This is a genomic window from Pseudomonas sp. SWRI111 (assembly GCF_014268555.1).
In the GTDB taxonomy this organism is placed as follows: Bacteria; Pseudomonadota; Gammaproteobacteria; order Pseudomonadales; family Pseudomonadaceae; genus Aquipseudomonas; species Aquipseudomonas hamedanensis.
Genome location: NZ_JABWQQ010000037.1, coordinates 1 through 26,755, shown reverse-complemented (window position 1 = coordinate 26,755; position 26,755 = coordinate 1). Strand labels below are relative to the sequence as shown.

At 56.3% G+C, this 26,755-nt stretch carries 32 protein-coding genes and 1 tRNA gene; 21 read left to right on the top strand and 12 right to left on the bottom strand.

Annotated features, from left to right (window positions below; translation table 11 throughout):
* The first annotated feature begins 82 nt into the window (after positions 1 to 82).
* The 4 genes from flgA to HU755_RS26085 all read left to right on the top strand — a co-directional run bounded on the left by flgA (position 83) and on the right by HU755_RS26085 (position 2,677).
* Entirely contained in the window at positions 83 to 844 is a 762-nt protein-coding gene (gene flgA, locus HU755_RS26100; protein ID WP_186637989.1) for a flagellar basal body P-ring formation chaperone FlgA, read from the top strand.
* A 151-nt stretch (positions 845 to 995) separates the two neighbouring features.
* The gene (flgM, locus tag HU755_RS26095) at positions 996 to 1,322 is read left to right on the top strand and encodes a flagellar biosynthesis anti-sigma factor FlgM (protein ID WP_186552330.1); all 327 of its coding nucleotides are present in this window, start codon (positions 996 to 998) and stop codon (positions 1,320 to 1,322) included.
* Positions 1,323 to 1,370: 48 nt separating this feature from the next.
* Complete coding sequence (locus HU755_RS26090; RefSeq protein WP_186637976.1) at positions 1,371 to 1,838, top strand: flagella synthesis protein FlgN; 468 nt, start codon at positions 1,371 to 1,373, stop codon at positions 1,836 to 1,838.
* Positions 1,839 to 1,930: 92 nt separating this feature from the next.
* The gene (locus HU755_RS26085) at positions 1,931 to 2,677 is read left to right on the top strand and encodes a flagellar brake protein (RefSeq protein ID WP_186552332.1); all 747 of its coding nucleotides are present in this window, start codon (positions 1,931 to 1,933) and stop codon (positions 2,675 to 2,677) included.
* A gap of 93 nt (positions 2,678 to 2,770) precedes the next feature.
* On the opposite strand, the gene HU755_RS26080 is transcribed toward HU755_RS26085, so the two are convergent.
* Together HU755_RS26080 and HU755_RS26075 are read right to left on the bottom strand one after the other, a co-directional pair.
* Positions 2,771 to 4,150, bottom strand: a complete 1,380-nt coding sequence (locus HU755_RS26080; protein ID WP_186637973.1) for an MFS transporter — start codon at positions 4,148 to 4,150, stop codon at positions 2,771 to 2,773.
* Positions 4,151 to 4,219: 69 nt separating this feature from the next.
* The gene (locus tag HU755_RS26075) at positions 4,220 to 5,461 is read right to left on the bottom strand and encodes a glutamine synthetase family protein (RefSeq protein WP_186637986.1); all 1,242 of its coding nucleotides are present in this window, start codon (positions 5,459 to 5,461) and stop codon (positions 4,220 to 4,222) included.
* A 503-nt stretch (positions 5,462 to 5,964) separates the two neighbouring features.
* Between HU755_RS26075 and HU755_RS26070 the strand changes: the two genes are divergently transcribed.
* A complete protein-coding gene (locus HU755_RS26070) occupies positions 5,965 to 6,201 on the top strand; it encodes a hypothetical protein (RefSeq protein WP_186637970.1) in 237 nt (78 codons plus the stop codon).
* A 37-nt stretch (positions 6,202 to 6,238) separates the two neighbouring features.
* Here HU755_RS26070 and HU755_RS26065 read toward each other — a convergent pair whose 3' ends face one another.
* Together HU755_RS26065 and HU755_RS26060 are read right to left on the bottom strand one after the other, a co-directional pair.
* The gene (locus tag HU755_RS26065; RefSeq protein WP_186552335.1) at positions 6,239 to 6,931 is read right to left on the bottom strand and encodes a sensor histidine kinase KdpD; all 693 of its coding nucleotides are present in this window, start codon (positions 6,929 to 6,931) and stop codon (positions 6,239 to 6,241) included.
* A complete protein-coding gene (locus tag HU755_RS26060; RefSeq protein WP_186623691.1) occupies positions 6,928 to 8,532 on the bottom strand; it encodes a tetratricopeptide repeat-containing response regulator in 1,605 nt (534 codons plus the stop codon). The genes HU755_RS26065 and HU755_RS26060 overlap by 4 nt, the downstream gene beginning before the upstream one ends.
* Before the next feature lie 307 nt (positions 8,533 to 8,839).
* Here HU755_RS26060 and HU755_RS26055 point away from each other — a divergent pair, with 307 nt between their 5' ends.
* Positions 8,840 to 12,973, top strand: a complete 4,134-nt coding sequence (locus HU755_RS26055) for a CheR family methyltransferase (RefSeq protein ID WP_186637968.1) — start codon at positions 8,840 to 8,842, stop codon at positions 12,971 to 12,973.
* A 6-nt stretch (positions 12,974 to 12,979) separates the two neighbouring features.
* On the opposite strand, the gene HU755_RS26050 is transcribed toward HU755_RS26055, so the two are convergent.
* From HU755_RS26050 to HU755_RS27590, 3 genes are all read right to left on the bottom strand, one after another.
* A complete protein-coding gene (locus tag HU755_RS26050) occupies positions 12,980 to 13,519 on the bottom strand; it encodes a hypothetical protein (RefSeq protein WP_186637980.1) in 540 nt (179 codons plus the stop codon).
* A 490-nt stretch (positions 13,520 to 14,009) separates the two neighbouring features.
* On the bottom strand, positions 14,010 to 14,201 hold the full coding sequence (locus HU755_RS26045) for a hypothetical protein (RefSeq protein ID WP_186637966.1): 192 nt from the start codon (positions 14,199 to 14,201) through the stop codon (positions 14,010 to 14,012).
* Positions 14,202 to 14,313: 112 nt separating this feature from the next.
* Positions 14,314 to 14,544 (bottom strand): hypothetical protein, encoded by a 231-nt coding sequence (locus HU755_RS27590; protein ID WP_238350050.1) that lies wholly within the window; start codon positions 14,542 to 14,544, stop codon positions 14,314 to 14,316.
* A 205-nt stretch (positions 14,545 to 14,749) separates the two neighbouring features.
* On the opposite strand from HU755_RS27590, the gene HU755_RS26040 reads away from it, so the two are divergent.
* From HU755_RS26040 to HU755_RS25990, 11 genes are all read left to right on the top strand, one after another.
* Positions 14,750 to 15,817, top strand: a complete 1,068-nt coding sequence (locus tag HU755_RS26040) for a hypothetical protein (RefSeq protein ID WP_186637964.1) — start codon at positions 14,750 to 14,752, stop codon at positions 15,815 to 15,817.
* Positions 15,818 to 16,461: 644 nt separating this feature from the next.
* Entirely contained in the window at positions 16,462 to 17,841 is a 1,380-nt protein-coding gene (locus HU755_RS26035) for a PIN-like domain-containing protein (RefSeq protein WP_186637963.1), read from the top strand.
* Positions 17,842 to 17,950: 109 nt separating this feature from the next.
* Positions 17,951 to 18,283, top strand: coding sequence for a hypothetical protein (locus HU755_RS26030; protein WP_186637962.1), 333 nt, complete (start codon positions 17,951 to 17,953; stop codon positions 18,281 to 18,283).
* A gap of 551 nt (positions 18,284 to 18,834) precedes the next feature.
* On the top strand, positions 18,835 to 19,023 hold the full coding sequence (locus HU755_RS26025) for a hypothetical protein (RefSeq protein WP_186637961.1): 189 nt from the start codon (positions 18,835 to 18,837) through the stop codon (positions 19,021 to 19,023).
* Between the two features lie 14 nt (positions 19,024 to 19,037).
* Positions 19,038 to 19,217, top strand: a complete 180-nt coding sequence (locus HU755_RS26020) for a hypothetical protein (RefSeq protein WP_186637960.1) — start codon at positions 19,038 to 19,040, stop codon at positions 19,215 to 19,217.
* Positions 19,218 to 19,251: 34 nt separating this feature from the next.
* Positions 19,252 to 20,037 (top strand): hypothetical protein, encoded by a 786-nt coding sequence (locus tag HU755_RS26015; RefSeq protein ID WP_186637959.1) that lies wholly within the window; start codon positions 19,252 to 19,254, stop codon positions 20,035 to 20,037.
* A gap of 3 nt (positions 20,038 to 20,040) precedes the next feature.
* A complete protein-coding gene (locus HU755_RS26010; RefSeq protein WP_238350049.1) occupies positions 20,041 to 20,484 on the top strand; it encodes a DUF5681 domain-containing protein in 444 nt (147 codons plus the stop codon).
* Complete coding sequence (locus tag HU755_RS26005; protein ID WP_186637957.1) at positions 20,481 to 20,678, top strand: hypothetical protein; 198 nt, start codon at positions 20,481 to 20,483, stop codon at positions 20,676 to 20,678. The genes HU755_RS26010 and HU755_RS26005 overlap by 4 nt, the downstream gene beginning before the upstream one ends.
* A complete protein-coding gene (locus tag HU755_RS26000; RefSeq protein ID WP_186637956.1) occupies positions 20,675 to 21,037 on the top strand; it encodes a hypothetical protein in 363 nt (120 codons plus the stop codon). Before HU755_RS26005 ends, HU755_RS26000 begins: the two co-directional genes overlap by 4 nt.
* Before the next feature lie 3 nt (positions 21,038 to 21,040).
* Positions 21,041 to 21,625: a tail assembly protein gene (locus HU755_RS25995; protein WP_186637955.1), complete on the top strand. Its 585-nt coding sequence runs from the start codon at positions 21,041 to 21,043 to the stop codon at positions 21,623 to 21,625.
* 44 nt (positions 21,626 to 21,669) lie between these two features.
* Entirely contained in the window at positions 21,670 to 22,104 is a 435-nt protein-coding gene (locus HU755_RS25990; protein ID WP_186637953.1) for a hypothetical protein, read from the top strand.
* 83 nt (positions 22,105 to 22,187) lie between these two features.
* Here the strand turns inward: HU755_RS25990 and HU755_RS25985 are convergent, their stop codons facing one another.
* On the bottom strand, positions 22,188 to 22,727 hold the full coding sequence (locus tag HU755_RS25985) for a DUF4145 domain-containing protein (RefSeq protein WP_238350048.1): 540 nt from the start codon (positions 22,725 to 22,727) through the stop codon (positions 22,188 to 22,190).
* A gap of 280 nt (positions 22,728 to 23,007) precedes the next feature.
* On the opposite strand from HU755_RS25985, the gene HU755_RS25980 reads away from it, so the two are divergent.
* A complete protein-coding gene (locus HU755_RS25980) occupies positions 23,008 to 23,622 on the top strand; it encodes a recombinase family protein (RefSeq protein WP_186637949.1) in 615 nt (204 codons plus the stop codon).
* A gap of 20 nt (positions 23,623 to 23,642) precedes the next feature.
* On the opposite strand, the gene HU755_RS25975 is transcribed toward HU755_RS25980, so the two are convergent.
* The 3 genes from HU755_RS25975 to HU755_RS25965 all read right to left on the bottom strand — a co-directional run bounded on the left by HU755_RS25975 (position 23,643) and on the right by HU755_RS25965 (position 24,567).
* A complete protein-coding gene (locus tag HU755_RS25975; protein WP_186637947.1) occupies positions 23,643 to 24,029 on the bottom strand; it encodes a hypothetical protein in 387 nt (128 codons plus the stop codon).
* Positions 24,026 to 24,196, bottom strand: coding sequence for a hypothetical protein (locus HU755_RS25970; RefSeq protein WP_186637944.1), 171 nt, complete (start codon positions 24,194 to 24,196; stop codon positions 24,026 to 24,028). Before HU755_RS25970 ends, HU755_RS25975 begins: the two co-directional genes overlap by 4 nt.
* 294 nt (positions 24,197 to 24,490) lie before the next feature.
* A tRNA-Arg gene (locus tag HU755_RS25965) sits at positions 24,491 to 24,567 on the bottom strand.
* Between the two features lie 294 nt (positions 24,568 to 24,861).
* Here HU755_RS25965 and HU755_RS25960 point away from each other — a divergent pair.
* Together HU755_RS25960 and HU755_RS25955 are read left to right on the top strand one after the other, a co-directional pair.
* The gene (locus HU755_RS25960) at positions 24,862 to 25,089 is read left to right on the top strand and encodes a hypothetical protein (RefSeq protein ID WP_186637941.1); all 228 of its coding nucleotides are present in this window, start codon (positions 24,862 to 24,864) and stop codon (positions 25,087 to 25,089) included.
* A 20-nt stretch (positions 25,090 to 25,109) separates the two neighbouring features.
* On the top strand, positions 25,110 to 25,289 hold the full coding sequence (locus tag HU755_RS25955) for a PA3371 family protein (protein WP_186552340.1): 180 nt from the start codon (positions 25,110 to 25,112) through the stop codon (positions 25,287 to 25,289).
* Here the strand turns inward: HU755_RS25955 and phnN are convergent.
* Positions 25,264 to 25,833 carry a phosphonate metabolism protein/1,5-bisphosphokinase (PRPP-forming) PhnN gene (gene phnN / locus HU755_RS25950; protein WP_186637938.1) on the bottom strand — a complete coding sequence of 190 codons (570 nt, stop codon included), beginning with the start codon at positions 25,831 to 25,833 and terminating at the stop codon, positions 25,264 to 25,266. The genes HU755_RS25955 and phnN overlap by 26 nt on opposite strands.
* Before the next feature lie 387 nt (positions 25,834 to 26,220).
* Here phnN and HU755_RS25945 point away from each other — a divergent pair, with 387 nt between their 5' ends.
* The gene (locus tag HU755_RS25945; protein ID WP_010226671.1) at positions 26,221 to 26,547 is read left to right on the top strand and encodes an Arc family DNA-binding protein; all 327 of its coding nucleotides are present in this window, start codon (positions 26,221 to 26,223) and stop codon (positions 26,545 to 26,547) included.
* Positions 26,548 to 26,755: the final 208 nt, after the last annotated feature.

Below are 26,755 nucleotides of genomic sequence, written 5' to 3'. Positions count from 1 at the left end.
GCCCAGACTCCTACACCAACGCCAAGTGTTGTTGCGACGCACATTTATTGCTAAACGGCACGGCGCTTGCTTTTTAACCTGTATGAACGCTCAAACGACATTTTCCCGACGCCTGACATCCTCCCTTCGCAAAGGGCTTTGCGCGGTGTCCGCCGTTTTTTGCCTATTTGCCGGCAGTCCTGCCAATGCTGATGCGGTTACCTTGCCTGATATGCTTATCGGCGTGACTCAGGGCTTTCTTGAATTCACCGTAGAAGACTATCTGGCTACCAGTCAAACCGAAGGCCGCTACGAAATCGAAGTCAACCAGCTCGATCCGCGGCTGCGCATGCCCATGTGCGACAAGGAATTGACAGCGTCCCTGGAGAGTCCGGCACGCCCTCTGGGCCGCGTCACCGTCAAGGTTCGCTGCGAAGGCAGTTCGCCCTGGACCGTGTTCGTGCCCGCTCAAGTCCGCCTGTTTCGCGAGATTGTCACCACCACCCGCCCGCTCAAGCGCGCCGGGATTATCGAGCCGCAGGATGTCACCCTGCGCGAGCGCGACGTCAGCGTGATCAATCAAGGTTTTTTGACGTCGGTGGACGAAGCGATCGGACAGAAATTGACCCGACCAACGGTCGCCGATCAAGTGATTACGCTGGTCCATCTCGAACAGGCCGAAGTCATCCGCAAGGGTGATCAAGTCGTCATTACCGCCCGCAGCGGCACATTGGCCGTGCGGATGCCCGGCGAAGCGCTGGCCAACGGCGGCCTGAAAGAACAGATCCGGGTGAAAAACCTCAACTCCCAGCGGGTCATCAAGGCGCAAGTCACCGCGCCCGGCCAAGTGGAAGTGGCGATGTAGAAAACTGGCGCTGACCCCGGCTGTTCCCTAAACTGTGCCGCAGCAGAACACGCGCCGGCGCAGGCAAGGCTCATTGCATAAATGTGCCTAAAGTTTTCCAGGGGATAGCCGAAAACATGGCAAGCGTCCAAATTCCCAGAGGTTTTTTATCATGGTTATCGATTTCAACCGTTTGAACAGTTCCTCGCCACTTACCGGCAATACACGTACCAGCAACGCCAAGGAAAGCGCTGAAAACAGCCCCTCCGCGCCGCTGAATACCCAGGCCGAAACGGCCAGTACCGCAAAAAGCGGGGAATCGGTACACCTCAGCAATGAGGCTCAACAGTTGCAGAAGGTCACTGACAAGCTGCGCGATCAGCCTGCTGTCGATAAAGCCCGTGTGGCCGAGTTGAAAGCCGCGATTGCCGATGGCAGCTATAAAGTCGACAGCAACCGTGTAGCCAGCAAACTGCTCAACTTCGAAGCCCAGCGCTAGGCTTTTGCCGGCGCCAGGCTTTTGGACGCTTAAACCCCAAGGCCAGCCATGCACGACACTAATTTATTGCAATTGATCAACGACGACTTTGCTCCAGCGCAACAATTGCTGGAGTTGCTGCAAACCGAGTCCCTCGCTTTGCACGGTCGTGACATGCCGCTGCTGGAAGAAATTCTGGCGACCAAACAGGCCTTGATCATTCTGCTTGAACAGCATGGCCGCAAGCGCAGCGAAATCCTCGCCAGCCTCAACCTGCCGACGGATCGCACAGGTCTTGCGCAACTGGCCAGCCAGTCAAGCCTTGGCGAACAGTTGCTCAAGCAAGGCGACGCACTGACCGCCCTGATTGCGGAGTGCCAGGCGGCCAACGTCAAAAATGGCCAGTCGATCCAGATCCAGCAGGCCTCCACGGCCAACCAACTGAAAATCCTCACCGGCGGCGAGCCGCCAGCGCTGTATGACGCCAGCGGAACCTTCGCCAAGCCGATCAAGCCGCGTACGCTCAGCCAGGCATGAGCCATTCGGTGGCCACGCACTATCAACCTGCGAAACATACTGGCAAAATACTGGCCAGTCGTAGTCTTATTTTGTCTGGAGATTGAAGAACCGTGTCCAACACCCTAAGCGCGGATGATGCTCCGCAGCCTCCGAAGGTGCTCACCACGCCACTGGAAATCTCCAGCAACCTGCGCCAGCTGCAAGACAGCCATGATCCGCTGATCATCACCTTCCACGAGCGCAGCCAGCGCTTTCAGAGTTACTTGATCAAGGTTGACCGTGACACCGCCTCGATCGCGCTCGATGAGATGATCCCGCGTGACGGCGAACGCTTTCTGCAGGCCGGCGAGCCGTTCAAGGTCGAAGGTTTTCACGATGGCGTGCGCATCGCCTGGGAATGCACCGGCACGCTGAATATCGAAGAGTCCGACGGTGACCGTTTCTACACCGGCGCACTGCCCACCGAAGTGGTCTACCACCAGCGCCGCAATGCCTTTCGCGCAGCGCTGAAACTGACCGATCTGGTCAGCGTTGAACTGGGCGGCGAAAAGCTCAAGACCCCTCTCCATGGCAAGCTGCTGGATATTTCCGCGACCGGCTGCAAGTTTCGGTTCGAAGGCGACATCACTGACCGCCTGCAACTGGGCCAGGTCTACGATCGCCTGATCGCCCCGCCGCTGTTCGGCAACCAACCCATCTCCGTCGAACTGCGTTACCTGCATTTCGAAGAAAAACTTAACATCACCTTCGCCGGCCTGCGTTTCCACAACATCAGTGGTCAGGCTGCGCGCAACGTTGAGCGCTTCGTCTATCAGTTGCAGCGTGAAGCGCGCCGGTTCGACAAAGACGACATGTGAGTCGCAGCGACCAACAAAAAAGGGCAGCCCCTCGCAGGACTGCCCTTTTTTCATGCCTGAAAAGCTCCCTCGCCACAGTTAGAGCCGCAAACCTCAGGGTCTGGCGCCACTGATATCCGGCGCAGGTTTGTCATCGCGGCTATTCAAATCATCTTCGTCCACCGCTTCCGGTTGCGCGGCGGGTTCCGGCTCAGGGTTTGAAGGCGTCGGGTCCTGCACCATCTGCTCCTGCACCACCTGCTCGTCCACCCGCGGGTCAAGCGCGGCCACCAGCGGCGAACTCGACATGCTGTCCGGCATCGCCACATGGTGCAGCGGCGCGTCGTCGACCTGATGCAGATTGGTCACCGCTTTCGGGCGAATCCGCCACACCAGCACCAGCGCAAAAAAACTGAAAAACGCATACAGGCTCTGACTGCCGAGAAACTTCATCAGCACACCGGCCAGCAACGGCCCGATACTCGCGCCGACGCCATAAGTCACCAGCAACATCGCCGTCAGCGACACCCGTCGATCGCCCTCGACATGGTCGTTGGAAAAGGCCACCGCCAGTGGATACAGGCAGAACTGCACCAGCGAGCATAGGAAGCCGACAACGAACAACACCTCCAGCGGCACCTGCGGCAGAATCGCCAGCGGCAGTGCCGCGACCGCCAGAAACCCGGCGAAGCAGCGAATCAGCAGCGCCCGGTCATAGCGGTCGGACAACCAGCCCAGCGGCCACTGCACCAGCAATCCGGCAAAAATGCAGCTACCCATGAACAGACCGACCTGTTCGGTCGACAGCCCCTGCTGGGAGGCATACAACGGCGCCAGACCGTAGAACGAACCGATGATCAGCCCGGCGCCAAGCACCGTGCTCAGTGATTGCGGTACGCGCTTGATAAAGAAGCGCGGCTCCATCGGCGCCGGGTGCAGCGGCGCCGGGTGAATCCGCCGTGTCAGGGCCACGGGCACCAGGCACAGCGCAAAACACAGGGCGACCAGCATCAGCAGCTCCAGGCCCAAGCCGGGGTGCATGACCAGAATCAGTTGCCCCAGCACCAGGCCCAGGTACGAGGCAATCATGTAGCCGCTGAATACCAGGCCGCGCTGGTTGGCGTCCGCCTGCTCGTTGAGCCAGCTTTCGATCACCATGTATTGGCACATCATGCCCAGACCGACGATGGTCCGCAGCACCAGCCACGCCGGCAGCCAGTCCACCAGGCCATGCCCGAGCACCGCCGCGCCGACGATCCCGGCACACGCCGAATACGCGCGGATATGCCCGACCCGGGCGATCAGCCGGTGGCCGATCTTGCCGCCCAGCACCAGGCCGAAATAGTTGGCCGCCATCAGCGCACCGACCCACAGGCCGTCGACGTTGTCAGCGGCCAGGCGCAGTGCCAGATAGGTGGATAACAAGCCCGAACCGATCAACATCATCAGTGAGGCGAAATACAGCGCTCGAAAGGATTTCCAGATTTGGCGCATCGGCGTTCCGAGCGGCTCCTTGCAATAAATACCGGACCATCAAAACGATAGTCCGGTGGCGACAGTTCGTCAGGCCTGGGCGGCCAGCACACGGCGCTCCCAGGGAGTGATTTCATCAAAGAAGCTGGTCAACTCCATGGTCTTCGAAGCGATGTAGCCTTCGATGAACTCCGACCCGAACAGTTCCCTGGCCAATTGGCTACGTTTCAGACGTTCAAGCGCGGCGTGCAAGGTACATGGCAGCGCAAGATTGTCCGGCACGGCGAATTCGCCCTGGATCGCCTCGGTCGGCTCCAGCGCGTGTTCGATACCGTGCAAACCCGCAGCCAGACTGGCGGCGATCGCCAGGTAGGGGTTGGCATCTGCACCCGGCAAACGGTTTTCGACCCGACGAGCAACCGGTGAGCTGGCGGGAATACGCAAGCCGGCGGCGCGATTGTCATGGGACCAACACGCATTGTTCGGCGATGCATAGGGATGGCACAGGCGCTGATAGGAGTTCACGTTCGGCGCAAACAGTGCGGTGAAATCGGCCAGCCCGGCCTGCTGCCCGCCGATGAAATGGCGGAACATGGCGGTCGGCTCGCCGTCCGAGTCCGTGAAGACATTCCTGCCACTGCCGATTTCTACGATGCTCTGGTGAATGTGCATCGAACTGCCCGGCGTGTGCGCCAGCGGTTTGGCCATGCACACCACGGTCAGGCCGTGCTTGAGCGCGACCTCTTTGAGCAAATGCTTGAACAGGAAAGTCTGGTCGGCCAGCAGCAGCGGATCACCGTGCAGCAGATTGATCTCGAACTGGCTGACGCCCATTTCGTGCATGAAGGTATCGCGCGGCAGGCCGAGGGCTGCCATGCATTTATAGACTTCACTGAAGAACGGCCGCAGGCCATTGTTGGAACTGACGCTGAACGCCGACTGGCCGTCCTCGCGACGCCCATCCAGACCAATGGGCGGGCGGAACGGCTGGGTCGGATCGGTGTTGGGCGCAAAAACGAAAAACTCCAGCTCCGTCGCCACCACCGGCGCCAGCCCGCGCGCGGCGTAACGGGCGATGACCGCCTTGAGCTGCCCTCGGGTCGACAGGCTGGAGCTCCCTCCGGTCAGCTCGTCGGCATCGCAGATTGCCAGGGCACGCGGCGTGTCGCTCCACGGCAAGCGATGGATTTGCACAGGGTCGGCCACCAGCGCCAGATCGCCGTCATCGCTGCCGTAGAACCGCGCTGGCGGATAGCCGCCCATGATGCATTGCAGCAGCACGCCCCGCGCCAACTGCAAACGCCGCCCGTCGAGGAAACCCTCGGCGGTCATCACCTTGCCCCGTGGCACACCGTTCAGATCCGGGGTGACACACTCAATCTCATCAATGCCGGTCAATCGCTGCGCGAGTGAACCCTGGCCATCGCTTGTCATGACGCAATCCTTGTTATTGTGCGAGCCGCGAACGGCGACCCGTACAAAATAGGCTCCGGCTGTTCGGAATATCAAGCAACGTCAAGCAAAATCCGAAACTCTGTGGGAGCTGTAGGAGCTGACGAGTACAACGAGGCTGCGATCTTTTGACTTTGATCTTCAAGAAAGGATCGCAGTCTTCAGCAGCTTCACTGGCTCTGGGCCTTGTCGTTTCTGGCTATGTCACCGCTTCGCAAATAACCATAAGTCGAGAAACATGGTTAGAGCGAATTGTTCGATTGCTAATTCGAATCTGGTATTAAAACCTGTCATATCTGACAGTAGCCAAGCTGATCCCGAACGGTGAACATGACGACTCGGTGTTATTGAACTTGCAATCTTTATCAGAGAGATCGGAACTCATGAGTACTACAACACCAGAGACTATTGACGATAAAGTGGCAAACGCCAGTGTTGGCCAGAAAGTCACGGTTGAGTACACCTTTAACGATGCTTTAACAGGACAAAAGGAGCGCCGCGTGTTGTCAGGCAGCCTGCAGGCAAAAGACACCTCAATGGTGACAGTAGTAAGTGAAAGTGACGTCTATGACGTCCGGACGATTTTGATAAGCAACATGACCGGCTTTATCTCCCAATGACCTTGTGTCAATTGAAAACACATTGCCTCGGTGGATATCACGGCAGATAAAGGCTGAACACCCCACCGCCCAACGGGCCGCCATTGCTGATTTCGGTGCGCCCTTCCACCCCGTTGCGCTGATGCAGGGCTGCGATGCGGTGGGCGAAATACAGGCCCAGGCCAGTGCTGCCGCTGCTGTGATTGATGCCCTGTACGTAATCGGCCTGACGCTCGAGCATCTCGGCCGGATAACCGTCGCCGTCGTCGTTGATGCTCAGCACCAGTTGCCCCGCCTCGTCGCTGACGGTAATCAGCAGCGATTCGCGGGCGTAGCGGATCGCGTTATTGATGCAATTGCCGAGCACCGAGGCGATCAGTTCGCGGTCAAAGAAACCCAGCGGACTCAACGGGTCGACTTCGTAAGTGGCAATGATGCCGCGGCTGGCGAAGACGTCCTGATGCGCCGCCAGTTGCGCTTCGATAAAGTCATCGAGCTCGTGATAGGCCGGTTGCAGCGGCATCTGGTTGACGCCCAGCTTGTACAGCCCGAGCAACTGCACCAGCATGCCGTTGAGGTGGGCGAACTCGAAGTCGATCACGCCCTGCTCGCTGCCTTCGCGCAGCTCCTTGGGCAAGCGCGCCAGCCACTGGCTATGGGCCTGCATCAGCATCGCCAGAGAGTTCTTCATGTCGTGGACGGTGGAGGCAATCACCGTGGAAAAATCCAGCGCCTGCTTGTCGTGGTTCATTCGCCAAACGCCTTGCTTTTCAGCTTCTGATAACGCGCAAAGCGCGCGTCGGTGTCGGGCATCAGGCCGACCGTTTTCAGGCAGGCCCGACATTCTTCCAGCTCAGCCGACGGCACGCTCGTGTCGGTGCCGTGCAGCAGCGACTGGGCCATGTTCAACGCGATGCTGATGTTCTTCGGTTGCAGCTTCAGTGCCTTGCGGAACACTTCGCGGGCCTCCACCAGGTTGCCGGTCTTGTAGACCCGCACGCCCTGTCGGTTGAGGTCGGCCGCCGCGTTGCTGGAGCTGAGAATCGTCGGGTCATCGGTGAGCTTGGCGATGTCTTTCATAACCGCCGGGTCGTCGCCATAAATCTCCGCGCAGCTTTTGAGCATGGAAGTGCCCGCTTCGGCCTGACCAAGCATTTGCAGTTGCTTGGCAACCAGTAACGCGGCTTCCGGACTCATGAACTGTTCCATGCCGTCGAGGCGCATCAGCGCTTGTTCGGTGAGCTTGTCGGCGGTTTCGGCATCGTTGAGCAGCAGGCTGGTGGCCTTCATCAGGCGCGCGCGAATTTGCAGGCCGGGATCGCTCGGGTTCTCTTTGGCCACCGCGCTGAGGGTGGTGTTGATCTCCAGGCGTGTGCGCGTGTCGAGGCCACGATCACTGCCCTTGCTGATCAGCGCATGGGCCAGGCCCAGATTGCTTTCCGGATCCTTGAAACGCGATTGCGCACCCTGTGCCACGGCCTGACGATAAGCGCGGGAGGCGGTGTCGAAATCTTCGTTGGCCATCGCCAGTTTGCCCAGCAACGCCTGACGCCGGACCGCCAGCGGCGACAGGCGAATCGCCTCTTCCAGCACCCGTTGCGCGCCTTTGCTGTCACCTTCGGCGACCAGCACATCGGCCATGCCGTCGTACAGCGCCGGCATCATCGGAAAGACTTTCAACGCCTTTTCATAGACCGCTTTGGCCTGAGCGACCTGGCCGCGCTTGAACAGCAATTTGCCCAGCCCGGCGAAGGCCCAAGGCAACGGACGGTCGGCAATGATGCTGTCGTAAAGACGCTCGAGCGCTTCGTTCTGATTCATGTCGCGCAACGCATCGGCGCGGTAACGCAGGCACAGCGGCGAATAACGGATGTCTTGCTTGCACAGCGCAATACAGGCATTGAGCACCTCGGCCGGCTTGCCGCGATCGAGGGCTTGCAGAATCGGCTTGAGCAACGTCTTGCGTTGCTCCAGACGCTCCAGCCGCTGGGCCAGGCCGGAACGGTTGAACGGCTTGGTCAGGTACGCGTCCGGCTCATGCTCCAACGCGCTGAGCACCATCGCCTGACTGGTCTCGGCGGTGACCATGACGAACACCGCTTCATGGCTGATGAGCTTTTCCGACATCAGGTCTTCAAGCACTTGCTGGCCGTTTTTCTTGCCGTCGCCGAGATGGAAATCCTGCAGGATGAAATCGTAGGACTTTTGCGAGCACATCTTCAGCGCCTGCTCGCCGGTGTCGGCGGTGTCGACGTCCTTGACGCCCAGTTCACGCAGCATCGAGCGCACGGAACTGCGGAAATCCGAGAAATCATCGACGATCAGAAAACGCTTTTGGTGATACGACGACATCGAAGATTTCCAGACAATTGAAGAGAAGGCAATTTCAGGCGCGCAGATGATAGCTGCCGGTAAAACGCTATCAACCATTTTTGCGCGACGCTGCAGTGACCGATCGGGTTATCGGCCGCTCAGGGCAATCTCTTGAAGATTGTTGGTGCGTTTCTGCCTTCGACAGGGTCCACCCAGAAACAGCCGGCAATCGCGCCGAGCAAACTGTGGAAGGAAAAAATCGGCAAACAGGATTATCCTGCGCAGTTACCCGTGCGATTTATGATCCACTCGCGACCTGACGTGTCGCCGTCAAAGGCTCGAAGTCATGACCTCGAAAACACCTTCCTCGCGTGCAGCGCCTGAGCGCAAAGGCGTGAGCCCCAGCCATCTGGATTTCCCGGTGGTCGGCATCGGCGCCTCTGCGGGCGGCTTGCAGGCGATCAAACTGTTTTTCGACAACATGCCCCAAGACACCGGCATGGCGTTTGTAATCATTCTGCATCTGTCTCCGGACCATCAAAGCATTGCCGACAATATCATCCAGGAATCGACGCGCATGCCGGTGGTGCAGGTGACCCAGCCCATGCCGATTGAAAAAAACCGGGTGTATGTGATTTCCCCAGCGAAGTCCTTGTCGATGAGTGATGGCTATTTACGCGTCAGCGACGCCGGCTCGCCACTGGCCCGCCACACGGCCATCGACCTGTTCTTCCGCGACCTCGCCGATGTGCACCGTGAACGGGCTTTCTGCGTGGTGCTGTCGGGCACCGGTTCCGACGGCGCGGTCGGCCTGTCGCGGATCAAGGAACAGGGCGGCGTGACGCTGGTGCAAGTGCCGGAAGACGCCGAATTCGACGGCATGCCGCGCGCCGCCATCGAAACGCGCATGGCCGACCTGGTGTTGCCGGTGGTCGACATGCCACAAAAACTCATGGAGTTGTGGCGCAATTCCCAAGTCATTAAATTGCCCTGCGCCAACGATCCGGATCTGAAAGCCTTGAAACCGGCCAACGAACACGAAGCGACCCTCGCCGAACAACGTCTGCACGATATTCTGATCCACCTGCGCAGCAGCACCGGTCACGACTTCAAACATTACAAGCGTGCGACCGTGCTGCGCCGCATCGAGCGGCGCATGCAGGTCACAGCCCAGGCCGACCTTTCGCAATACCATGCCTATCTGCAAAATACCCCGGATGAAGCCAAGGCCTTGCTCGGCGACATGCTGATCGGGGTGACCAATTTCTTCCGCGACCGCGAAGCCTTCGAAGCGCTGGAGCGCGACGTGCTGCCGCAATTGGTGCAAGCGGTGGCGGACTCCAATGACAAGGAGGAAGTACGTATCTGGTCGGCCGGTTGCTCGACGGGCGAAGAGGCCTATAGCCTGGCGATTCTGCTCGACGACCAGTTGCAGGTGCAAAGCAGCAAGGCCAACCTGCAAGTCTTCGCCACGGACATCGATGAACGCGCGATCGCCGTCGGCCGTGCCGGCCTGTATCCGCAAGCCATTGTCACCGACGTTCCGCCGACGCGCTTGCGGCATTATTTCGTCAAGGACGATGAGCATTACCGGATCCGTAAGGAAATCCGCGAAAAAGTCCTGTTCGCCAAACACAGCCTGTTATCCGATCCGCCCTTCTCGCAGATCGACCTGATTAGCTGTCGCAATCTGCTGATCTATCTGGATCGCGAAGTCCAGCGCGAAATCCTGCAATTGTTTCACTTTGCCCTGCGACCGGGTGGCTTTCTGTTTCTCGGCACCTCGGAAAGCGCTGACGCCTGCCATGAACTGTTCGCCCCGGTGGACAAACGTAATCGTATCTTCCGCGCCAGGACCGGTACGCCGAACAGCCGCCGCACCCCGACCATGCCCCGCGGCGGTTACGTGCGCAACAGCGTGACGCCTGCGCAGACCAAGCCGAGCGAACAACCCAAGCTGTCCTTCGCCGACATTCATCGACGCGCCATCGAACGTTCGGCGCCGCCGAGCATCATTGTCGACAGCAACGCCGATATCCTGCACATGAGCGAAAGCGCCGGGCGTTTTCTGCGCCATGTCGGCGGTGAATTGTCGCGCAACGTACTGACGCTGATCCTGCCGGAACTGCGCCTGGAAATTCGCACCACGCTGTTTCAGGTGCAACAGAGCAACCTCACCGTGCGCTCGCGCGAGGTGATACTCAAGCGTGAAGACCGCCAGTTCCGCGTCGATCTGATCGCGCAGCCGTACAAGGACGAAGAGTCCGACAGCGAATGCGTGCTGGTGATTTTCGAAGAAACCGAAATCGACCCCGACGAATTCGCCACCACCACGCTGCTGCAAACCGAAAGCCAGGTGCTGTCGAACCTGGAACGCGAACTGCAACGCACCAAGCTGCATCTGCAAGACACCATCGAACAATCGGAGGTTTCCAGCGAAGAGCTCAAGGCCTCCAACGAAGAAATGCAGGCGATCAACGAAGAGTTGCGCTCGGCCACCGAAGAGCTGGAGACCAGTAAGGAAGAGCTGCAATCGATCAATGAAGAGCTGCTGACGGTCAATTACGAGCTCAAGACCAAGGTCGAAGAAACCGACAAGATCAACGATTACCTGACCAACCTGATTGCCTCTACCGACATCGCCACGGTGTTCGTCGACCGCAGCATGCGCATCAAGTGGTTCACCCCGCGGGCCACGGATATTTTCAGCATGCTGCCGGTGGACACCGGACGCTCGCTACTCGATATCACCCATCGGCTCAACTACGCCAACCTGGCCGAAGACGCGGCGCAGGTGTTCGAGTCGCTGAGCATGATCGAACGCGAGGTCAACAGCACTGATAACCGCTGGTACATCGCCCGCCTGCTGCCGTATCGCTCCAGCGAAGACCATATCGATGGCACCGTGCTGACCTTCATCGACATCACCAAACGCCGCGCCGCCGAGGAAGAACTGCGCCTGGGCGAAGAGCGCATGCGCCTGGTCGCCGAGAGCACCCGCGACTACGCGATCATCATTCTTGACGAATTAGGCGTGATTACCAGCTGGAACAAAGGCGCCGAGCTGATTTTCGGCTACAGCAAGGCCGAGGCCGAGGGCGCGTTTTACGATTTCATTTTCACCTCTGAAGACCGCGCCGCCGGCATGCCTGAATGCGAGCTGTCCACGGCCCGGGCGCAAGGGCGCGCCGAAGACGAGCGCTGGCATCAGCGCAAGGATGGCAGCCGCTTCTTCTGCAGCGGCGAAGTCACCCTGCTCAGTGGCGATTACCTGCAAGGCTACGTCAAGATCGCCCGCGACCTGACCGGGCACAAACGCCAGCAGGACGAGCAGAGCAAGGAACTGTTGCAGACGCGCAACAGCATTTCCCTGCGCGATGAATTCTTCGCGGTGATGTCCCACGAACTCAAGCATCCATTGAATCTGATTCAGCTCAACGCCGAGCTGTTGCGTCGCCTGCCGATGATTCGCACAGCTGGGCCGGCGACCAAGGCCGTCAATACCATCTGTGACGCAGTCAACAGCCAGGCACGGATCATCGATGATTTGCTCGACGTGGCGCGCGTGCGCACCGGCAAGCTCAAACTGCAAATGACTCACGTCGATCTCAGCGCCGTGCTGCGCGACATTCATACCGTGGTGCTGAACGAGCAGCACGCCACGCGAGTCGAGCTGCAATTGCCGACAGAGCCGCTGATCATCCATGCCGACCCGACCCGGGTGGAACAGATCATCTGGAACCTGATGAACAACGCGCTGAAGTTCACCCCCCCGACCGGGCGCATCGAACTGATCGCCAGCAAGGCCGGGCACATGGCAAAACTGGCGATCAAGGACAACGGTGTTGGCATCGCAGCCGACAATCTCGAACATGTTTTCGACCTGTTCGGCCAGGCGGAGAAGCAACACACCCATCATCAGCGTCAAGGGCTAGGCATCGGTTTGTCATTGGTGCGGCAACTGACCGAGGCGCAACACGGCACGGTTCTGGTGAGCTCGCCGGGACTGGGCGCCGGCTGCACCTTCACCGTGTGCCTGCCGTTGGCGCAGAACATCGAAACCGCCGAGGCACCGCAGATCGAACCGGCATCCGGCAAGCTCGACGGCCTCAATATCCTGCTGGTGGATGATTCGCCGCAAGTACTCGACACCCTGAAAATGCTGCTGGAAATGGAAGACGCCACGGTCACCGCGTTCGATCATCCGGTGGCCGCCTTGAAAGCCGCCGAAAACACCCGATTCGACCTGATCATCTCCGACCTGGGCATGCCGGTGATGAGCGGCTATGAGCTGATGGACGCGCTGCGCAAATTACCAATGGTGAAAAACGTCCCGGCCATCGCCCTGACAGGCTACGGCACCCAAAGCGATGTGCAGAAATCCCGCGAAGCCGGGTTCAATCAGCACTTGGGCAAACCGGTGGCTTACGATGACCTGATCGAGGCCATCGACGCCCTGCGCCGCTCGCAGTTGCTGTAACGACGCTCAACGCAGATAGGCGCGTTGAATGCAGACCCGACGATCGATCGCCTGCTGCAGACGCGCCTTGCTGTCGGCCCAGACATCGGGATCGATGCGCGTACGCCGCATCAACGCCAGCACGGCCGCCTTGGCCTCAAGGTATTCCGACCAGGCATCAGCCGCCTTGAGCTTCAGCCGCTCGCCATCGTTCATGTCCATCCGACGCAGCGCCAGCACCAGCGGATCGGTCACCACGGTGCTGAGAACACACTGCGTGCGGTGCGGCGCGACAAATGCCTGGTGATCGAGCACGATCTCACGCGCGCGCTGGGTGCCCCAGCGCAATGACAGCGCACAGCACACCTCGTCGCCTCGGTCGTGAAACTCCTCAGCGAGCGCCCGCCCCTCCTGCGTGTAAACGCCGACAAACACCTGCGTCACGCCAGCGGGACTGATACGCACCTGCACTTCGATCTGCCAGCCGTTGTTCAACACTTCTTCATGGCTGTGCAGCGCTAAACGGCTGTTGGTCCACAACCAATACTGGGCACCGCGACGTCGCATCATTGGCTCTCCTCCCCCGCGAGCGAAAAAGTAAGGCACAGATCTGGCGATCCGCCACAGCAGTTCGTCGCCTGCGCGCCATGCAAAAAAGCCCCGTCGCCAGTGATGGCGACGGGGCTTTCAGGTGCGGAATGAATGGTGTCCCAGGCGGGGTTCGAACCTGCAACCTTCCCCTTAGGAGGGATAATTCGGCACCCAGCCCGCTTGGACAAACCCCGATAATCAAGGGTTTTGCGTCCGGTTGCGTCCGTAAAAACGGCCCCGTATAGTTCTTTTTGCACCCACCCTGCACCCATGGGAACAAAGTGAAAGAGAAGGTAACGGCCAAGCTGCTTGCCGGCCTGCAAGTCACCGGCCGGGAGTATGAGGTCTACGATACCATCATCACCGGGCTATTCGTGCGAGTGACGGCTGCGGGGGCGAAGTCCTATGTAGTGACTTGGGCGCGCGGCCGCAAGCGTTTTAGCGTCCATCGGCTTCCCTTTCGCGATCATCGAGGCCGTGCACCCCCTACGCAGATCCCCCGGAATGGAGCGGCGCCTGGCAGAACCTTCACGCTGATATCGCCGAGGATCTTAAGTGGTGCCAACTGAGCCAGCTTGATGGTGGCCGGCAGCACCATGGTGGTGATGACCTGGCCGTGCGTGTCCAAAATTTGGATGGTATTCTGTTTAAGTTGCATGACGTGTGCCTCTAAGCGTCGTCGTGTGATCGCCAAGCCGCTGTTGACGCAGCGGCTTGGCACCTTTCAAAGTGGGATTTCCCCACATTTAAATACCCGCAATCAGGGGTATTTACTGCTTACCTTTCTCACTGATCCAGCCTGCCGCCCAGCTCAAGGGGTCTTTCGTGCCCATCGGTTTGAGTGGCTTGCCATCCCGCGCTGCCTGCCTACCCTCCTCCTCTGTTTCTGTGTGAATCCATACCGTTGTGTGTCTAAATCCAGCTTCGCGTTGGCGCTCTTTGAAAAGCCTTTGGCGATCTGCTGCCGATAGCGGCTGCTTTGTTTTTTCCCGCCCCTTCATACCCACCTCGTTACCACTCACGATGGAGCTGATATTACACCTTTGTGAGTGGTAACGCAAGAGGCGAACGCAACAATGTCCCCCACGCTGAGAGCATTGGATTGAACATACCGGAGCTAAACGCGCGATCTCAGGAGACGGTATCGTGAGAGGCTGGCAGAATGCCAGCCACAGAACCACTTAACCTCCAAGGATATGGGCCGTAATGAATGAACCAACCGCATTCAACGAAAATGTAAAGAACGAAAAATTAATAGCGCTGGAAAGAACCAAGCGACAAAGAATAGTCATAGCCACTGTGACCGCTGTAATTGGCATTCCGCTTGTAGCTTACGCAGTTCTCAATAAAATATACGCAACCAAAACCGACCCGGACGTCGAAGGATATCTACTTATAGGTTCCTTATTTCTGATAGCTGGTGCAGCTCATACGATATTCTGGTATTTGCAAACAGGCTTCAAAGATCAGGAACGCATTGATGCAATTGATGAGGAAATTATTAGCTATCGCATTCAAAATGAAAATTATACGAGTGACGAGATAGAAGACCTAAAAGTAGAGATCGAAAACTTAAAACACATAATAATCTCTGGGGAAAACTCAAAGTTAACGACAGAGTTTGCCGAAACAATCAAAGACTGCGCCCATCAGAACTTACTTTCCGAACTAAACGAAAAAATTAGTTCTGAAAATTTACTATCCCCTATTATTGAAGACATAAAATCAGCACGAAGAGAGTCGACTTTTAGAATCGAAGTAGAAATTGATGCTATTGCGAGACGTGGGAATCTCAACCTGGTAGCGGGCGTTACGATGGCCTTGATCGGCATTGGCACTCTATCATTTTTCATATTCCCGGAAACTGCCAATATTCTCAACTTAATTACCAGCTCTGTAGCTGCTCCCGCTAACGCACCTGACTCTGAGCTAGAACAAACTTTAAAATATGTCACTCGCACAGCTCTAGTCCTATCTATTGAAGTCCTTGCTTTTTTCTTTTTACGCCTCTACAAATCGAATCTCGAAGAGATGAAGTACTTCCAAAACGAACTTACCAACCTGGAATCAAAATACATATCACTGATAACCTCAGCAAAACTTGAGCGTCAAGACACAACCCATAAAATATTATTAAACTTTGTAGAAACCGAAAGAAATCACATTTTAGAAAAAGGACAATCCACTATAGAGCTAAAAAAAATAGAACTGGAAAAAAATCAATTTATAGAGATCAGTAAGTCACTCGCGAGTTTAGCTCCTAAAGCAAAATAACTTACGGCTGGTAGGTAGTTTTTTTTGACTCGCTTGATCCAGTGCTTCGAATTAAGGAAGAGATGCGAGCACCGTCGCTCGCATCTCGGCAATGCACTCAAACTTAAGTAAATTTCACTTATCTAACGAAAACCACTGTCTAGTTCCGCGCATACAGTGAAATAACGGGACGTGTGACGTTTAGGTCTCAGTGAGACGGTTTGGTCTCACTGATCAAGCGCCAGCGGAAGATCTACCGTGATCTGATTTAGGCTTTGCCCGGAGGCATCACCTCGCCTACTGCCTGCTACCATTCAAGCTCACACGAATGGATGAAATGAACAACACACTGATCGCCGGCCTGCTGAATGCACTGAATCAAAACTAGATCGCCTTGAGCGCTGCCGTTGAGGAACTTTCCAATTGGGTGGAACAGCGCGGCTCTGCGGACGTAGCAGAGAACGTGCGCGGCGCGCTCTCCACACTGGACGAGAACCTAGATTTTATCAGGCAGGGAATTGCTTAGCTGACCGTGTCAGGCTGATTTCGCGGATCGGGATGCATCTTTACTGCTGGCGCCTTTCGACAATCGTACGAAAAGCCTGCAAGATGATGCCATTTCAATGGCCACCCACTCACATGGGTGTCACTTGCCTGGAGGGCACATGAAGGGACTCTTTCCGCAGTACGATTACGCAGCATCTGCCGATCAAGCCGAAACGTGGAAAACTGCTCTCTTCGTTTTCGATACCAATGTGCTTCTCAATTTATATCGATACCACGAGCGCACTCGTGAGGAGCTGCTCGAAACCTTAGACAAACTAGCTGAGCGCATATGGATACCACACCACGTTGCTCTGGAATTTCAGCGCAACCGACTTACAGTAATTGCGGCACAAGGCCGCCGTTTTTCCGATATTCGGAAAGTCGTTGAAAAAGCAAAGACCGACCTTGCAAATAGCATTAACAACCTGCAACTCACTAAAAGACATGCTTTGATCAATCCAGAACCATTGACAACTGGATTTGAAAATCTTACTTCAAATTTTCTGGCTGAGCTGGACAAACTTCAAGAGAGCCAGCAAACGCTCACAGCACCCGACCCTATAAAAACAAGAATCGAAGATATCTTCGATGGAAAAGTTGGCGCAGCTTTCGCGTCACAAGAGGACGTAGACAAAAAAAACAAGGAAGCGGAAGCCAGGTATAAATTAAAAATACCACCAGGATACAAGGACAGTGACAAAGACAAGGACGGCCCCGATGACTTTCACCACAACGGGCTGACCTACAAGAAAAAATTTGGCGACTATATTGTATGGACTCAGATACTTAGCCATGCTGCTGACAGCCAACAGAAAAAACTAATATTTATCACTGATGACGCTAAAGAAGACTGGTGGCAGCAGATAGATTTTGAGGGCCCAAAAACTATAGGACCTCGCACAGAGCTAATTGAAGAGGCAAGCAGGGTAGGCCAACTAGATACATTTCTAATGTACAAACCTGAAAGCTTCTTAAAATATGCCAATGAATTTCTAGCAGCCAAAGTATCACAAGAGACACTAACCGAGGTCCGCGACGTATCCTTCGAAAACAAAAAACGCGAAAGCATTTCGCTAAATTCGAAAGATCTGTCAGAAATAGAAGGTGCTGTTCTCTCCTGGCTACTGAACCACCATAAAACAGTAGCACACTATAAAAACGCCTTCCCAGATTTTATAGCCACTGAAAGCGACACCTATCATGGGTACGAGATAAAGCAAATAAGGACCACTAGATTTGACATCTATGCAGATATAATCGCACGTTCGAAAGAAGTCATAATCAAAAAGAAACTTACCACCTTAACAATAATTTTCATGATAGATAGCTCTTTTACAATGGGCCTCATATTAAGCCTGCTATCTTTAAACAAGCTACCTGACATACCAGACAACTTAATCATTATGTTTGGCCAGATCCAATATTCACTAAACGAGCCCGTATTCGAAAGTGTTTATGAGGAGCGATATAGCGACATCATCCAAAATACTGTGCGTTAGTCCCCACAAAATGAGTATCGCCTGACAGCAGGTTAGAGCAGGTCGTCTGCGACTATAGGGATGGTAGAAGACTCTGGTAAGCGTGATAGCAGGTACAGGAAGAAACGATATGAAAGTCGATGTTCGAGGTAGCCGAATTTTCGGCAACGGGATTAGCATTGAGGCCAAGTACCCCGTCCTTCAAGCGGTACTGATCAACGACCGAGTGATGGTGACATTCGACTGGATGGCCTTTGAGAGGGATATCCCAGCTCGAAACCTATTCTGCTATGACCGGGCCGGCAACCTTCTATGGCGCGCTCCAGATATAGGAATGGGAATGGTAGATGCCTATACCGGCGTGACGAACGAGGAGCCGCTGTGGGTCGGGAACTTTGCTGGCTACAGTTGCCGGATCGATGAAGCGTCTGGCCAGGTGCTAGAGACTCGATTTACGAAATGACTGGCTCACTTTTGGGCCATTCATACAGATGTGGGATTTTCTCACTTTGCCCTGTCCGCGAACTGCCGAGGATTTCTCGGTAGTTCGAACCCCCTCATATCCGGGGTATTACCCCGCTGGGGGAAGATGTGCTCAAAACTGAGCGCATCGAGTACGCGACACGTTTTCATAATTCGCAAAACGTGTCGCGACACCTGCCATACCGAAATGGGAGGTCAGGTCCAGCCCCCAACGGGGGTTGGATCGCTCAACTTCCCCCATTGGGGGGGTGTTCCTCAAGTTGAGGAAGTCCCGCCACTCCACGGCATTTTCCCAACCTTCATTGCAGGATGAATGACTGGGTTGAAAGTTCAGCCGTGTATCACTTTGGCTGTCGCCAACTTACTGCAACAAAAATTCTCCCTTCTCGACCAGCAAAACCAACTATTTCAGTCCCATTCCGTCCTGTTAAGTGTAGCACCTGAGGTGCACCCTAAAAGAACTGGATATGCGGCCAGATGCTGCCTAATGTGAGCTTTGCAAGGCTTTCAACAGCTCACAGAGGATTGATCATGTCAGTCAGCGCCAGCACCACCAAACCCCGTGGCCCACAAGCCAAACCGACCCGCGCCGAAATCAATGCCACGTGGGGCCGCCTGCGTTCGGCCGCCGAACAAGGAAGCGTTCAGGCAAGCGCTCTCCTGATCGCGCTCGTTGAAAACCGCCCGCTGATCGCCACCACAGACACGCTCTCGGCATAGCGGAACCAGACCAAATGAAAAGCAGTGTCGAAGAGATCCGCCAAATCGTCCGCCGGCGTGCCCGCTCTCTCGGCATCAGCGTTGATCCCGTCCCAGCAGGTGGATATCGCATCCATGGCCGTAATGGCTACGTCGACTTCCGAGTGATTGACCTTGCGGACGTGGACGTTAAAGACCTTGCGCCGAAGCGCTGAGACTGACCTCACAAAATTGGAGAAAGAAACTCAGATGAAAACACTGCGCGCTGAATCTGGTGGCAAAAGCCGCCTGGTAGGGATGTGGAAATTCCGCGAAACCGGTCCGTTTGCAGATCTCTACGCCGTCGCTCGCGAGGCCAGAAGTCACGTCGAGGGCCTGCAAATCGCGGCAATGGGCATCATCAACGACGCCCGCCGCTCGGATAGTGCGAAACAGGAAGACATCCGGGCAACAGCGAAAGATCGGCTGTACCTTCTGGGCCAATTGCAGCGCGACTTTGAAAAGTACAAGGAAAAGGTCAAGGAGCGCGCCGACAAGGTGACCGCCGTTAAGCCGTACCGGGATAACGACCCTATCGCCGTCCAGATCGACCTTGCCCTGGCCGCCCAGTTGCGAGCCATGAGCCCACCAGAGCGTAACGCAACGCTTTTGGCGGGCACTGACAAAGCCTACGTTGACGCCGCACTTCGCCTCCCTCGCGAACTGAGCGGTGTCAGCAGCGAGTGGTATGCCCGAATCACCAAGGAGGCCCTGGTGCGCGCCAATCCACGAGAAGCGCAAGAGATCGCCGACCTGACAGAAGCGGCAGACGCCGCACAAGACGCGCTCCGGACAGCCTTTGGCCTGATCAGTGCCGACGCTGGCATCAGTCTCGACGAGCGTGTTGATGCGGCAGGCGAGGCCGCGAAAGAGCTGGTGCAAGGTCCGGCAGAATCCACCATTGAGCGCATCCAAGAGCGCCTAGAGCGGGTCAAGCGAGAAGAGGAAGAGGCCGACGAGGCACTTAAGAAGCAAATCCAAGGCGAGGGGGCATAAGCATTGGCCAAGCCGTTGCCACCAGCAGAGTCGGCACCGGGCCGGGTTGCCGGGGGGCGATTCGCTCCCGGCCATTCCGGCAACCCTGGCGGGCGCTCAGGCCAAACCCAGGCCATTCGCGCGAAGTTGGCAGAAGGTGCCGAAGCCGTCACCCGAAAGATTCTGGCCGCAGCCAAAAAGGGCGATATGCAGGCCTGCCGGCTGATCCTTGAACGCTTGGTACCGCCGATCAAACCCACTTCAGAACCTGTGCTATTCGAACTCGACGATACGGACCTGCCCAGCGCCGCCCGCTCAATCATGCGCGCAGTCGCCGGCGGCCATCTTGCACCAGACCAAGGCAAGTCGCTCATCGACGGCCTGGGCGCAGTCGCCCGGGTGATCGAAGTTGCTGAGCTGCAGAAGGCAATCGAAGAGCTTCGCCAACAAATAGGAGGCCAGCAATGAGCGTCAGAACTGACCTGGCAAAATTGCGCCAACAGGCACGCCAGGCACACGCCGACAGTGACGTGAAGGCAATCAGCGACCTGATGGATGAATTAAGCGCCGAGGCCGCCGGTGGTGGCTCGGCTCGGGAGCACGACTCCCTCACCGCCGTATTCAATGAGGCGCAGAAGTCGAGCGCCGGGAGCCAGCGATGAATTCTCATCAGGAGCGTTTCGCCGAAGCCTGCAAGACAACGAACTTTTCGCCCTACTCGCTGAAACAAGGCCCCGATTCTGGCTATGTCGTGTGGGACGTCCAGCACGTCCGCGACGGCCAAAAGGTCACCATCGACGGGCCGTTCTTCACCGAGGACGAAGCCCGGGTGTCGGCCGATCTACTGCGCGGTACCTTTCGCGGTGCCAGGGCCTACCAAGGAATCTATGACCGGATCTGGAACTACGACCCAAGGCGCGAACAGGTGACCGTCGACCAGGCGCAAATGTCGCGCTCGCTGCTCGCCATCCGACTGGGCGTTGCGGTACCCAACAACAGCGCCCAGGGCGCCAAGGAGTAAACCATGGCTATGGCCACCAACTACGGCACCAAAACCCGCATTCTGCTGAGCGGCTCGGCCGGTAAGCTGTTCGGGCGCGAACACATTTACGAACTCTCCACCGGCGACACCCGGGAAGCCGTGAAGGCGATCGACGTCAACCATCCCGGTTTCGCGAAGTACCTCGCTGACGCGAAAATGAAGGGGCTGGAGTTCGCAGTTTTCCGCAACCGAAAGAACATCGGCGAACAGGAGCTGAAGCTGGGCGGAGCAAAGGAGATCCGCATCGTACCGGTGATCGCCGGCAGCAAACGCGCCGGTCTGCTGCAAACAATCCTCGGTGTAGCCCTGATCGTCATGAGCCCATTCACGAATGGTGCAACGTTGGCGCCAGGCATCGCGCTCGCAGCGGGTGGTGTGATCCAGATGCTGAGCCCGCAGGCAACCGGCCTGAAACAGAGTACCTCCCCCGAAAACGCCCCGTCCTACGCTTTCGGAAGCGCCAAGAACACTACGGCCAGCGGTAACCCGGTACCGATCTGCATCGGCGAACGCCGGTGGGGCGGAATGATCATCTCGGCGTCGATCTACGCCGAAGACAAGATCTAATCGACCTGGTGTAAAGTCAGCCCTCCGTACATTGAGGACGAATCATGCGCAGGATTTTGCCAGCGGCCGCCGCCATCGCTTTGATTGCTGGGTGCTCAAGCACCCCCGTGGATTCTGGATCAGCAAAGCGAGTGCCAGCCGATCGCGTCTACGCCTATCAGGCTGAGACCCCGGGAGGTGCGACGCTCGTTGTCAGCCGTGATAATGGATTTTGGGCCTCGGGCGGATGCTTCGCTACCTTGCTCATTGATGGGAAAAGAGCGGCCCGCCTGGATACTGGAGAGGTGGCAAAATTCCATGTCAAGCCGGGTCGACATATCGTCGGCATCGGCGGTGACGAAGATGGCAGTGACTTGTGCGCAATGCAGGTCGGCCAGCCAGTGAAAGAGACAGCAACGGAGGTTGTCGCCGGCGAGGTTCAGAAGTACCGGATATCAGGCACGCAAAACGGCACAGACATCCGTCCCAGCTCGCTCTGAAACGAAGGTCCGATGATCCAGAATTGGATCATTGAGATCTGCTCAGTTTTGAGCACATCCAATGTGAGCAAAACTGCTCTCATCTACACCTTCGGCTTATCCCGCTTTTCAATTGCCAAACGAGCTTTCTCAGGAAGATTCGCGAATCGGCTTTGAGTTTTGAGAGGCCTGCTGATGCGCTCCTCGACGATGAAGTTGATCATCTCGAAGAGTACAAGCACGCTATCTGGATCGTCCTCGAGATTCATTTCCAGCGGATGGACTGCATTGTTTCCTGTCACACGGATCACATCCAGTGCCTGTTGAACGTGCTTATCTAGCCCCGTGGCAACCAAGGCTTTGATATCCGTATCGATATGTTCCCCTTTTCCACCCAAATGCTTCAACAGCTTTTGGAGACACAAGCGCAGCAGAGCGGCCGCGCCGCGGGGCGATCGTTCGCATATTTCCCGAGCCTCATCGAAATCATCCAAGCAATCCGGAGGAAGGTTTTCATGCGCTTCCGGTACAGATATCGACGCTGGAAAAATGATGTATCCCTGATTCAGGGTCTTAGGGTCTTCGTGCCAAAGGCTCCTTCCGTTGCAATGACCGCAAATACAAAGGTAATAGGGTAAGTCCATATATCGCCCGTTGATTGAGGTTCCTACCTCCCCCCAATACATCGAGGTAAGCGTATGACAGTGAAGGCAAGTAAAGGAATTAGCCTTGAAGGCTGGTGGCGCGTACACAGGCGGCATATCACATCCTTGGTTGAGGGGCTGCGGACATTCTACTGATCTTTCAAGGTATGCCTGAGCTGATACGCACAAATTCGAGTTTATTCGCCCTCCCCGCTTGATAAGTAACACTCAAAGTGCAACAGTATTAGTAGAACACCTTAACTGATACGGACAACACATCATGTTCATCCGCGCATATCTCCGAGCATCAACCGAAGAGCAGGACGCCGGCCGCGCCCGGTCATCGCTTGAGCAATTCGCCACTGACCACAACAAGGTGATAGCGAGTGTTTACCTGGAGAACGCCAGCGGCGCCTCGGCAGATCGGCCTGAGCTGTTGCGCCTACTCAAAGATGCGCGCAAGGGTGACGTCTTGCTGGTGGAGTCGATAGACCGCCTCTCACGCCTTCCTGTGGAGGATTGGCAGAAGCTCAAGGCTGCGATCGACTCCAAAGGCTTGCGCATCGTTGCGCTCGACCTGCCGACGAGCCATCAAGGAATGCGGGACACCAAGGGGGACGAGTTCACCGGCCGAATGCTGGGCGCGATCAACTCCATGCTGGTGGAAATGATGGCTGCGATCGCGCGAAAGGATTATGAGCAGCGTCGTGAGCGCCAAGCTCAGGGTATAGAGAAGGCCAAAGCTGCCGGCAAATATCAAGGCCGCCCGGTCGACGCGGACCTGCATAAGCGTGTTACGGAACTGCTGGGCGCCGGCCTGGGAATTCGCGCAACGGCTCGGCACGCAAATTGTTCAACCACGACGGTACTCAGGATTCGTGATTTGCGGACGTAAAAAAACCGGATTCCTCCGGTTTATTTCATATCTTCCCGCTTAGGCAGATTGAACGGGTCGTGGTGTCGATAATCCACGATGCGAATTCGATCTTTCGACGGGAAGCGCTGATAGTGGATAACCCAATCGGAGGTGTATGGATAACTGCTTCCATCCCTCGGCGGGGTCCACAATGGATAGCCAATGTGGCTATGCCAGAGGTTAAATTCTTTCGCTAAAGCTATGCGCTCCTCCCGATCTGGGTAATCGGGAGGTACTAATGCGCTCGACTTGGTAAGGCCTTTCCAGCCTTGCAAGCCATGATTTTCAACATGAGAGATGAATGCCGCGACTAAATTGAAATCTTTTTCCGGAAAACCTAAATAGATTTTCCGAAAATATTCGCTCAAGTCGACGGTATAGGTCATTTGCTCTCCATCTCTCGCAGCCACTTCCTCAACTGCTCGGGGGTTAACCCGCGCGGAACCGTGACAGTCCCACTGTTAAGAGAAGCGCGCATCTGCTGAATGTCAAAGCTTGTTACGGGCTCTTTTTCCCCGGTCGGCTTAACGTACACCAGATGGGTAATGGTCATTTTTTCTCCTCGGCCGAAGGTCAGTCGGCCAACGATTCGCTTTGAGCAGAAAAATCCACACAAAGGCTTTGTCGGCTTCATCTCAGATATCTGCAATCCGCCGTGGAGATGAAGATAGTTGACATATGCGTCAACGTCACGGGCCGGCGATCTTATATTTCTAAGACGGGTGAAGTCACGTGCTGGTTCAGGAATTCAGACGTACAACACGTAGGGCGCCGACGCTAATGCACCCGCCATGCACCCACGAAGATTGAAACCTGAGAGGAATTTGGCGGAGAGCCTAATGAAATATGGTGTCCCAGGGCAGGTTCGAACTGCCAACCTTCCCCTTAGGAGGGGGATGCTCTATCCAATTGAGCTACTGAGACACGGGCGCAGCGCGCACGGAACGTGGCGCGACAGACGGCGTGCATGTTAACGGCAGGGCCTGATTTTGTCATGTCGTCCGTAGGGCTTTTTAAGTGTAGGCAGGCGCCCTGCAATCCTGCGGGAAGATTTACCGTGCAATTTGCACTGCCGTAGAAGGCCATCAATGCAGATTGCAACCCGACGCCGGCTGAAAACCCTCTCAAATGCTTGTTTTTAAAGGACTTCAGAGCGGTTAGACTGTTGGCACGACGGCTGCTTTGCCTGTTCTTATAAAGAACATCGGAGCTGCGCTCATGAACACTAGCCTCTTGCTTGCCAACGCAATTGCTCTGGCGATTCTGCTGGGCTTTCATTTTGTTCCCGAGACAACCGAACCTCTGGCCAAGCGCGTGCCGCATTATTTACAGGTGCAGAAGGCGCCGCAGTGGGCGGTATTGAGCGATCAGGGCAACTCAACCGCTCAAGTGGTCAGCGAGTCCGAGCACGCCTCGACACAAACGACCGAACGTCTGATTTTTTGAAACTTCTTCAGGAGTACAGCATGTCCAAATCAGCCGCAGGATTTCTGATCCTCGCCTTATTGAGTGGCGTCATGCATTTTGCGCTGTTCGAGGACACCGAAATCACCTTGCCGCTGGTTGGCTGCGGCGTGTTTGCGGTGTTGTTCGTGCTGGCGCTGGTGGCCGGGCGCAAAATCAAGTTCGATCCGGTCCTGCGCTAAGCCGGATCAAGCCCAGCAACTGCTTGACGGCGTCTGCCAGATCGCCGGAATTATCAATCAAATGCACCGGTGTATCCGTTGCTCTGCGGTCCCTGAACAGCGCATTGCGCGCCAGCCGCGCATCGATTTGCTCAGGGGTCTCGCGGCCACGCCGAAGCAGGCGCTCACGTAACACCTCATCCCTGACAGTCAGCAGAATTGGCACCAGAGTCGGATAACGCTCCATCGCCTGTCGCAGGTTTGCGCGTGAGCCATTGACCAACACGTGGAAGCCGTTTTTTAGCCGTTCGTCCATTTCTACCGGAATGCCATAAGACAGACCGTTGGCTTCCCAGGCCAAAGAAAACTCACCCGCATCCTGACGGCGCAGAAACTCTTCCGGGCTCACCCCAACCGCCTCTTCGCCCACCGACTCCGCTGAGCGGGTAATGACTCCGCGCATCACTTGGCAACCCAACGCCCCCAGTGGCTCACGCGCCGCGTCAATCAGGCTGTCTTTGCCTGAACCAGAAGGCCCCATCAGATAAATAACCTTGCCATCCATCCTGAAAACGCCCTCTGACGCGTGTTCGCCCTAGTAAATCGGCAAATTGCCACTATCCTGTACAAGTGAACAGACAGGGTAAAAAGCCGCATAGCATGCACGTTCTGGCGCCTTCGGGCATCCATTGATGTGCAGCAGGAAGCGATCAGCGACACGGACTCAGCGAAACTTTCAAACCAGTCCGCATTTCTGATGATTGGTGCTGGCATTACGCCTTTACCCAGCTCAATATTTGTCACAGAATTGACGCCAATGATCTGGCAATTTTGAGGCATGATGCGCGCCTCTTAACAATTCAGGTTGAACCATTTGGCGCGGATGCTTGTCCTACCACACATCCTGCGGCCAATTCCGAGAACCGCTCCCCTGAACTAACCGGTTAAATATATGCGCCCAATGAAACAGGCAATTTATTCCAGCCGTACGGCTGACAAGTTTGTCGTACGTCTGCCAGACGGAATGCGTGAGCGCATTGCCGAAGTGGCTCGCAATCACCATCGCAGCATGAACTCCGAAATCATTGCGCGCCTTGAGCAGAGTCTTATTCAGGAAGGCGCACTGGGCGAAGAGCTGAGCATGCGCCTGGACAGCCCGGAGCTGTCGTTGCACGAGCGCGAGCTGCTGCAACGTTTCCGCCAGCTGTCTCACCGTCAGCAAAATGCGTTGGTGTCCTTGATCGCCCACGACGCCGAAATGGCCGCAGACGCGTCCTGAGCTGTACCGAACACCTCAAAGCCAGCATGATTGCTGGCTTTTTTTTGCCTGCGATTTGGCGCGCAGACCACAATACCCTCGCCACAGGTAATCACCACCAATCGAATGGGCACAAAAAAGCCCGTCGTGTTCAGACTGTGTGAAAACCTAGCATTCTGCTGGCCGGTTAAAGAAAATGCCCGTATCGCAAGATACGGGCATTTTTCTT

Excerpts from the sequence above, each read along its gene's own strand:
- HU755_RS25955 (WP_186552340.1), top strand. The coding sequence starts at position 25,110 with ATGTCCAAATCAGCCGCAGGATTTCTGATCCTCGCCTTATTGAGTGGC.
- HU755_RS26005 (WP_186637957.1), top strand. The coding sequence starts at position 20,481 with ATGAGCGTCAGAACTGACCTGGCAAAATTGCGCCAACAGGCACGCCAG.
- HU755_RS25970 (WP_186637944.1), bottom strand. The coding sequence starts at position 24,196 with ATGACCATTACCCATCTGGTGTACGTTAAGCCGACCGGGGAAAAAGAG.
- HU755_RS26035 (WP_186637963.1), top strand. The coding sequence starts at position 16,462 with ATGAAGGGACTCTTTCCGCAGTACGATTACGCAGCATCTGCCGATCAA.
- HU755_RS26045 (WP_186637966.1), bottom strand. The coding sequence starts at position 14,201 with ATGCAACTTAAACAGAATACCATCCAAATTTTGGACACGCACGGCCAG.
- HU755_RS26000 (WP_186637956.1), top strand. The coding sequence starts at position 20,675 with ATGAATTCTCATCAGGAGCGTTTCGCCGAAGCCTGCAAGACAACGAAC.
- HU755_RS26070 (WP_186637970.1), top strand. The coding sequence starts at position 5,965 with ATGAGTACTACAACACCAGAGACTATTGACGATAAAGTGGCAAACGCC.
- HU755_RS26040 (WP_186637964.1), top strand. The coding sequence starts at position 14,750 with ATGAATGAACCAACCGCATTCAACGAAAATGTAAAGAACGAAAAATTA.
- HU755_RS26050 (WP_186637980.1), bottom strand. The coding sequence starts at position 13,519 with ATGCGACGTCGCGGTGCCCAGTATTGGTTGTGGACCAACAGCCGTTTA.
- HU755_RS26020 (WP_186637960.1), top strand. The coding sequence starts at position 19,038 with ATGAAAAGCAGTGTCGAAGAGATCCGCCAAATCGTCCGCCGGCGTGCC.
- HU755_RS25995 (WP_186637955.1), top strand. The coding sequence starts at position 21,041 with ATGGCTATGGCCACCAACTACGGCACCAAAACCCGCATTCTGCTGAGC.
- flgM (WP_186552330.1), top strand. The coding sequence starts at position 996 with ATGGTTATCGATTTCAACCGTTTGAACAGTTCCTCGCCACTTACCGGC.
- HU755_RS25980 (WP_186637949.1), top strand. The coding sequence starts at position 23,008 with ATGTTCATCCGCGCATATCTCCGAGCATCAACCGAAGAGCAGGACGCC.
- HU755_RS25985 (WP_238350048.1), bottom strand. The coding sequence starts at position 22,727 with ATGGACTTACCCTATTACCTTTGTATTTGCGGTCATTGCAACGGAAGG.
- HU755_RS25975 (WP_186637947.1), bottom strand. The coding sequence starts at position 24,029 with ATGACCTATACCGTCGACTTGAGCGAATATTTTCGGAAAATCTATTTA.
- HU755_RS26060 (WP_186623691.1), bottom strand. The coding sequence starts at position 8,532 with ATGTCGTCGTATCACCAAAAGCGTTTTCTGATCGTCGATGATTTCTCG.
- HU755_RS25960 (WP_186637941.1), top strand. The coding sequence starts at position 24,862 with ATGAACACTAGCCTCTTGCTTGCCAACGCAATTGCTCTGGCGATTCTG.
- HU755_RS26065 (WP_186552335.1), bottom strand. The coding sequence starts at position 6,931 with ATGAACCACGACAAGCAGGCGCTGGATTTTTCCACGGTGATTGCCTCC.
- HU755_RS25990 (WP_186637953.1), top strand. The coding sequence starts at position 21,670 with ATGCGCAGGATTTTGCCAGCGGCCGCCGCCATCGCTTTGATTGCTGGG.
- HU755_RS26080 (WP_186637973.1), bottom strand. The coding sequence starts at position 4,150 with ATGCGCCAAATCTGGAAATCCTTTCGAGCGCTGTATTTCGCCTCACTG.
- phnN (WP_186637938.1), bottom strand. The coding sequence starts at position 25,833 with ATGGATGGCAAGGTTATTTATCTGATGGGGCCTTCTGGTTCAGGCAAA.
- HU755_RS26015 (WP_186637959.1), top strand. The coding sequence starts at position 19,252 with ATGAAAACACTGCGCGCTGAATCTGGTGGCAAAAGCCGCCTGGTAGGG.
- flgA (WP_186637989.1), top strand. The coding sequence starts at position 83 with ATGAACGCTCAAACGACATTTTCCCGACGCCTGACATCCTCCCTTCGC.
- HU755_RS27590 (WP_238350050.1), bottom strand. The coding sequence starts at position 14,544 with ATGAAGGGGCGGGAAAAAACAAAGCAGCCGCTATCGGCAGCAGATCGC.
- HU755_RS26075 (WP_186637986.1), bottom strand. The coding sequence starts at position 5,461 with ATGACCGCCGAGGGTTTCCTCGACGGGCGGCGTTTGCAGTTGGCGCGG.
- HU755_RS25945 (WP_010226671.1), top strand. The coding sequence starts at position 26,221 with ATGCGCCCAATGAAACAGGCAATTTATTCCAGCCGTACGGCTGACAAG.
- HU755_RS26090 (WP_186637976.1), top strand. The coding sequence starts at position 1,371 with ATGCACGACACTAATTTATTGCAATTGATCAACGACGACTTTGCTCCA.
- HU755_RS26030 (WP_186637962.1), top strand. The coding sequence starts at position 17,951 with ATGAAAGTCGATGTTCGAGGTAGCCGAATTTTCGGCAACGGGATTAGC.
- HU755_RS26055 (WP_186637968.1), top strand. The coding sequence starts at position 8,840 with ATGACCTCGAAAACACCTTCCTCGCGTGCAGCGCCTGAGCGCAAAGGC.
- HU755_RS26025 (WP_186637961.1), top strand. The coding sequence starts at position 18,835 with ATGTCAGTCAGCGCCAGCACCACCAAACCCCGTGGCCCACAAGCCAAA.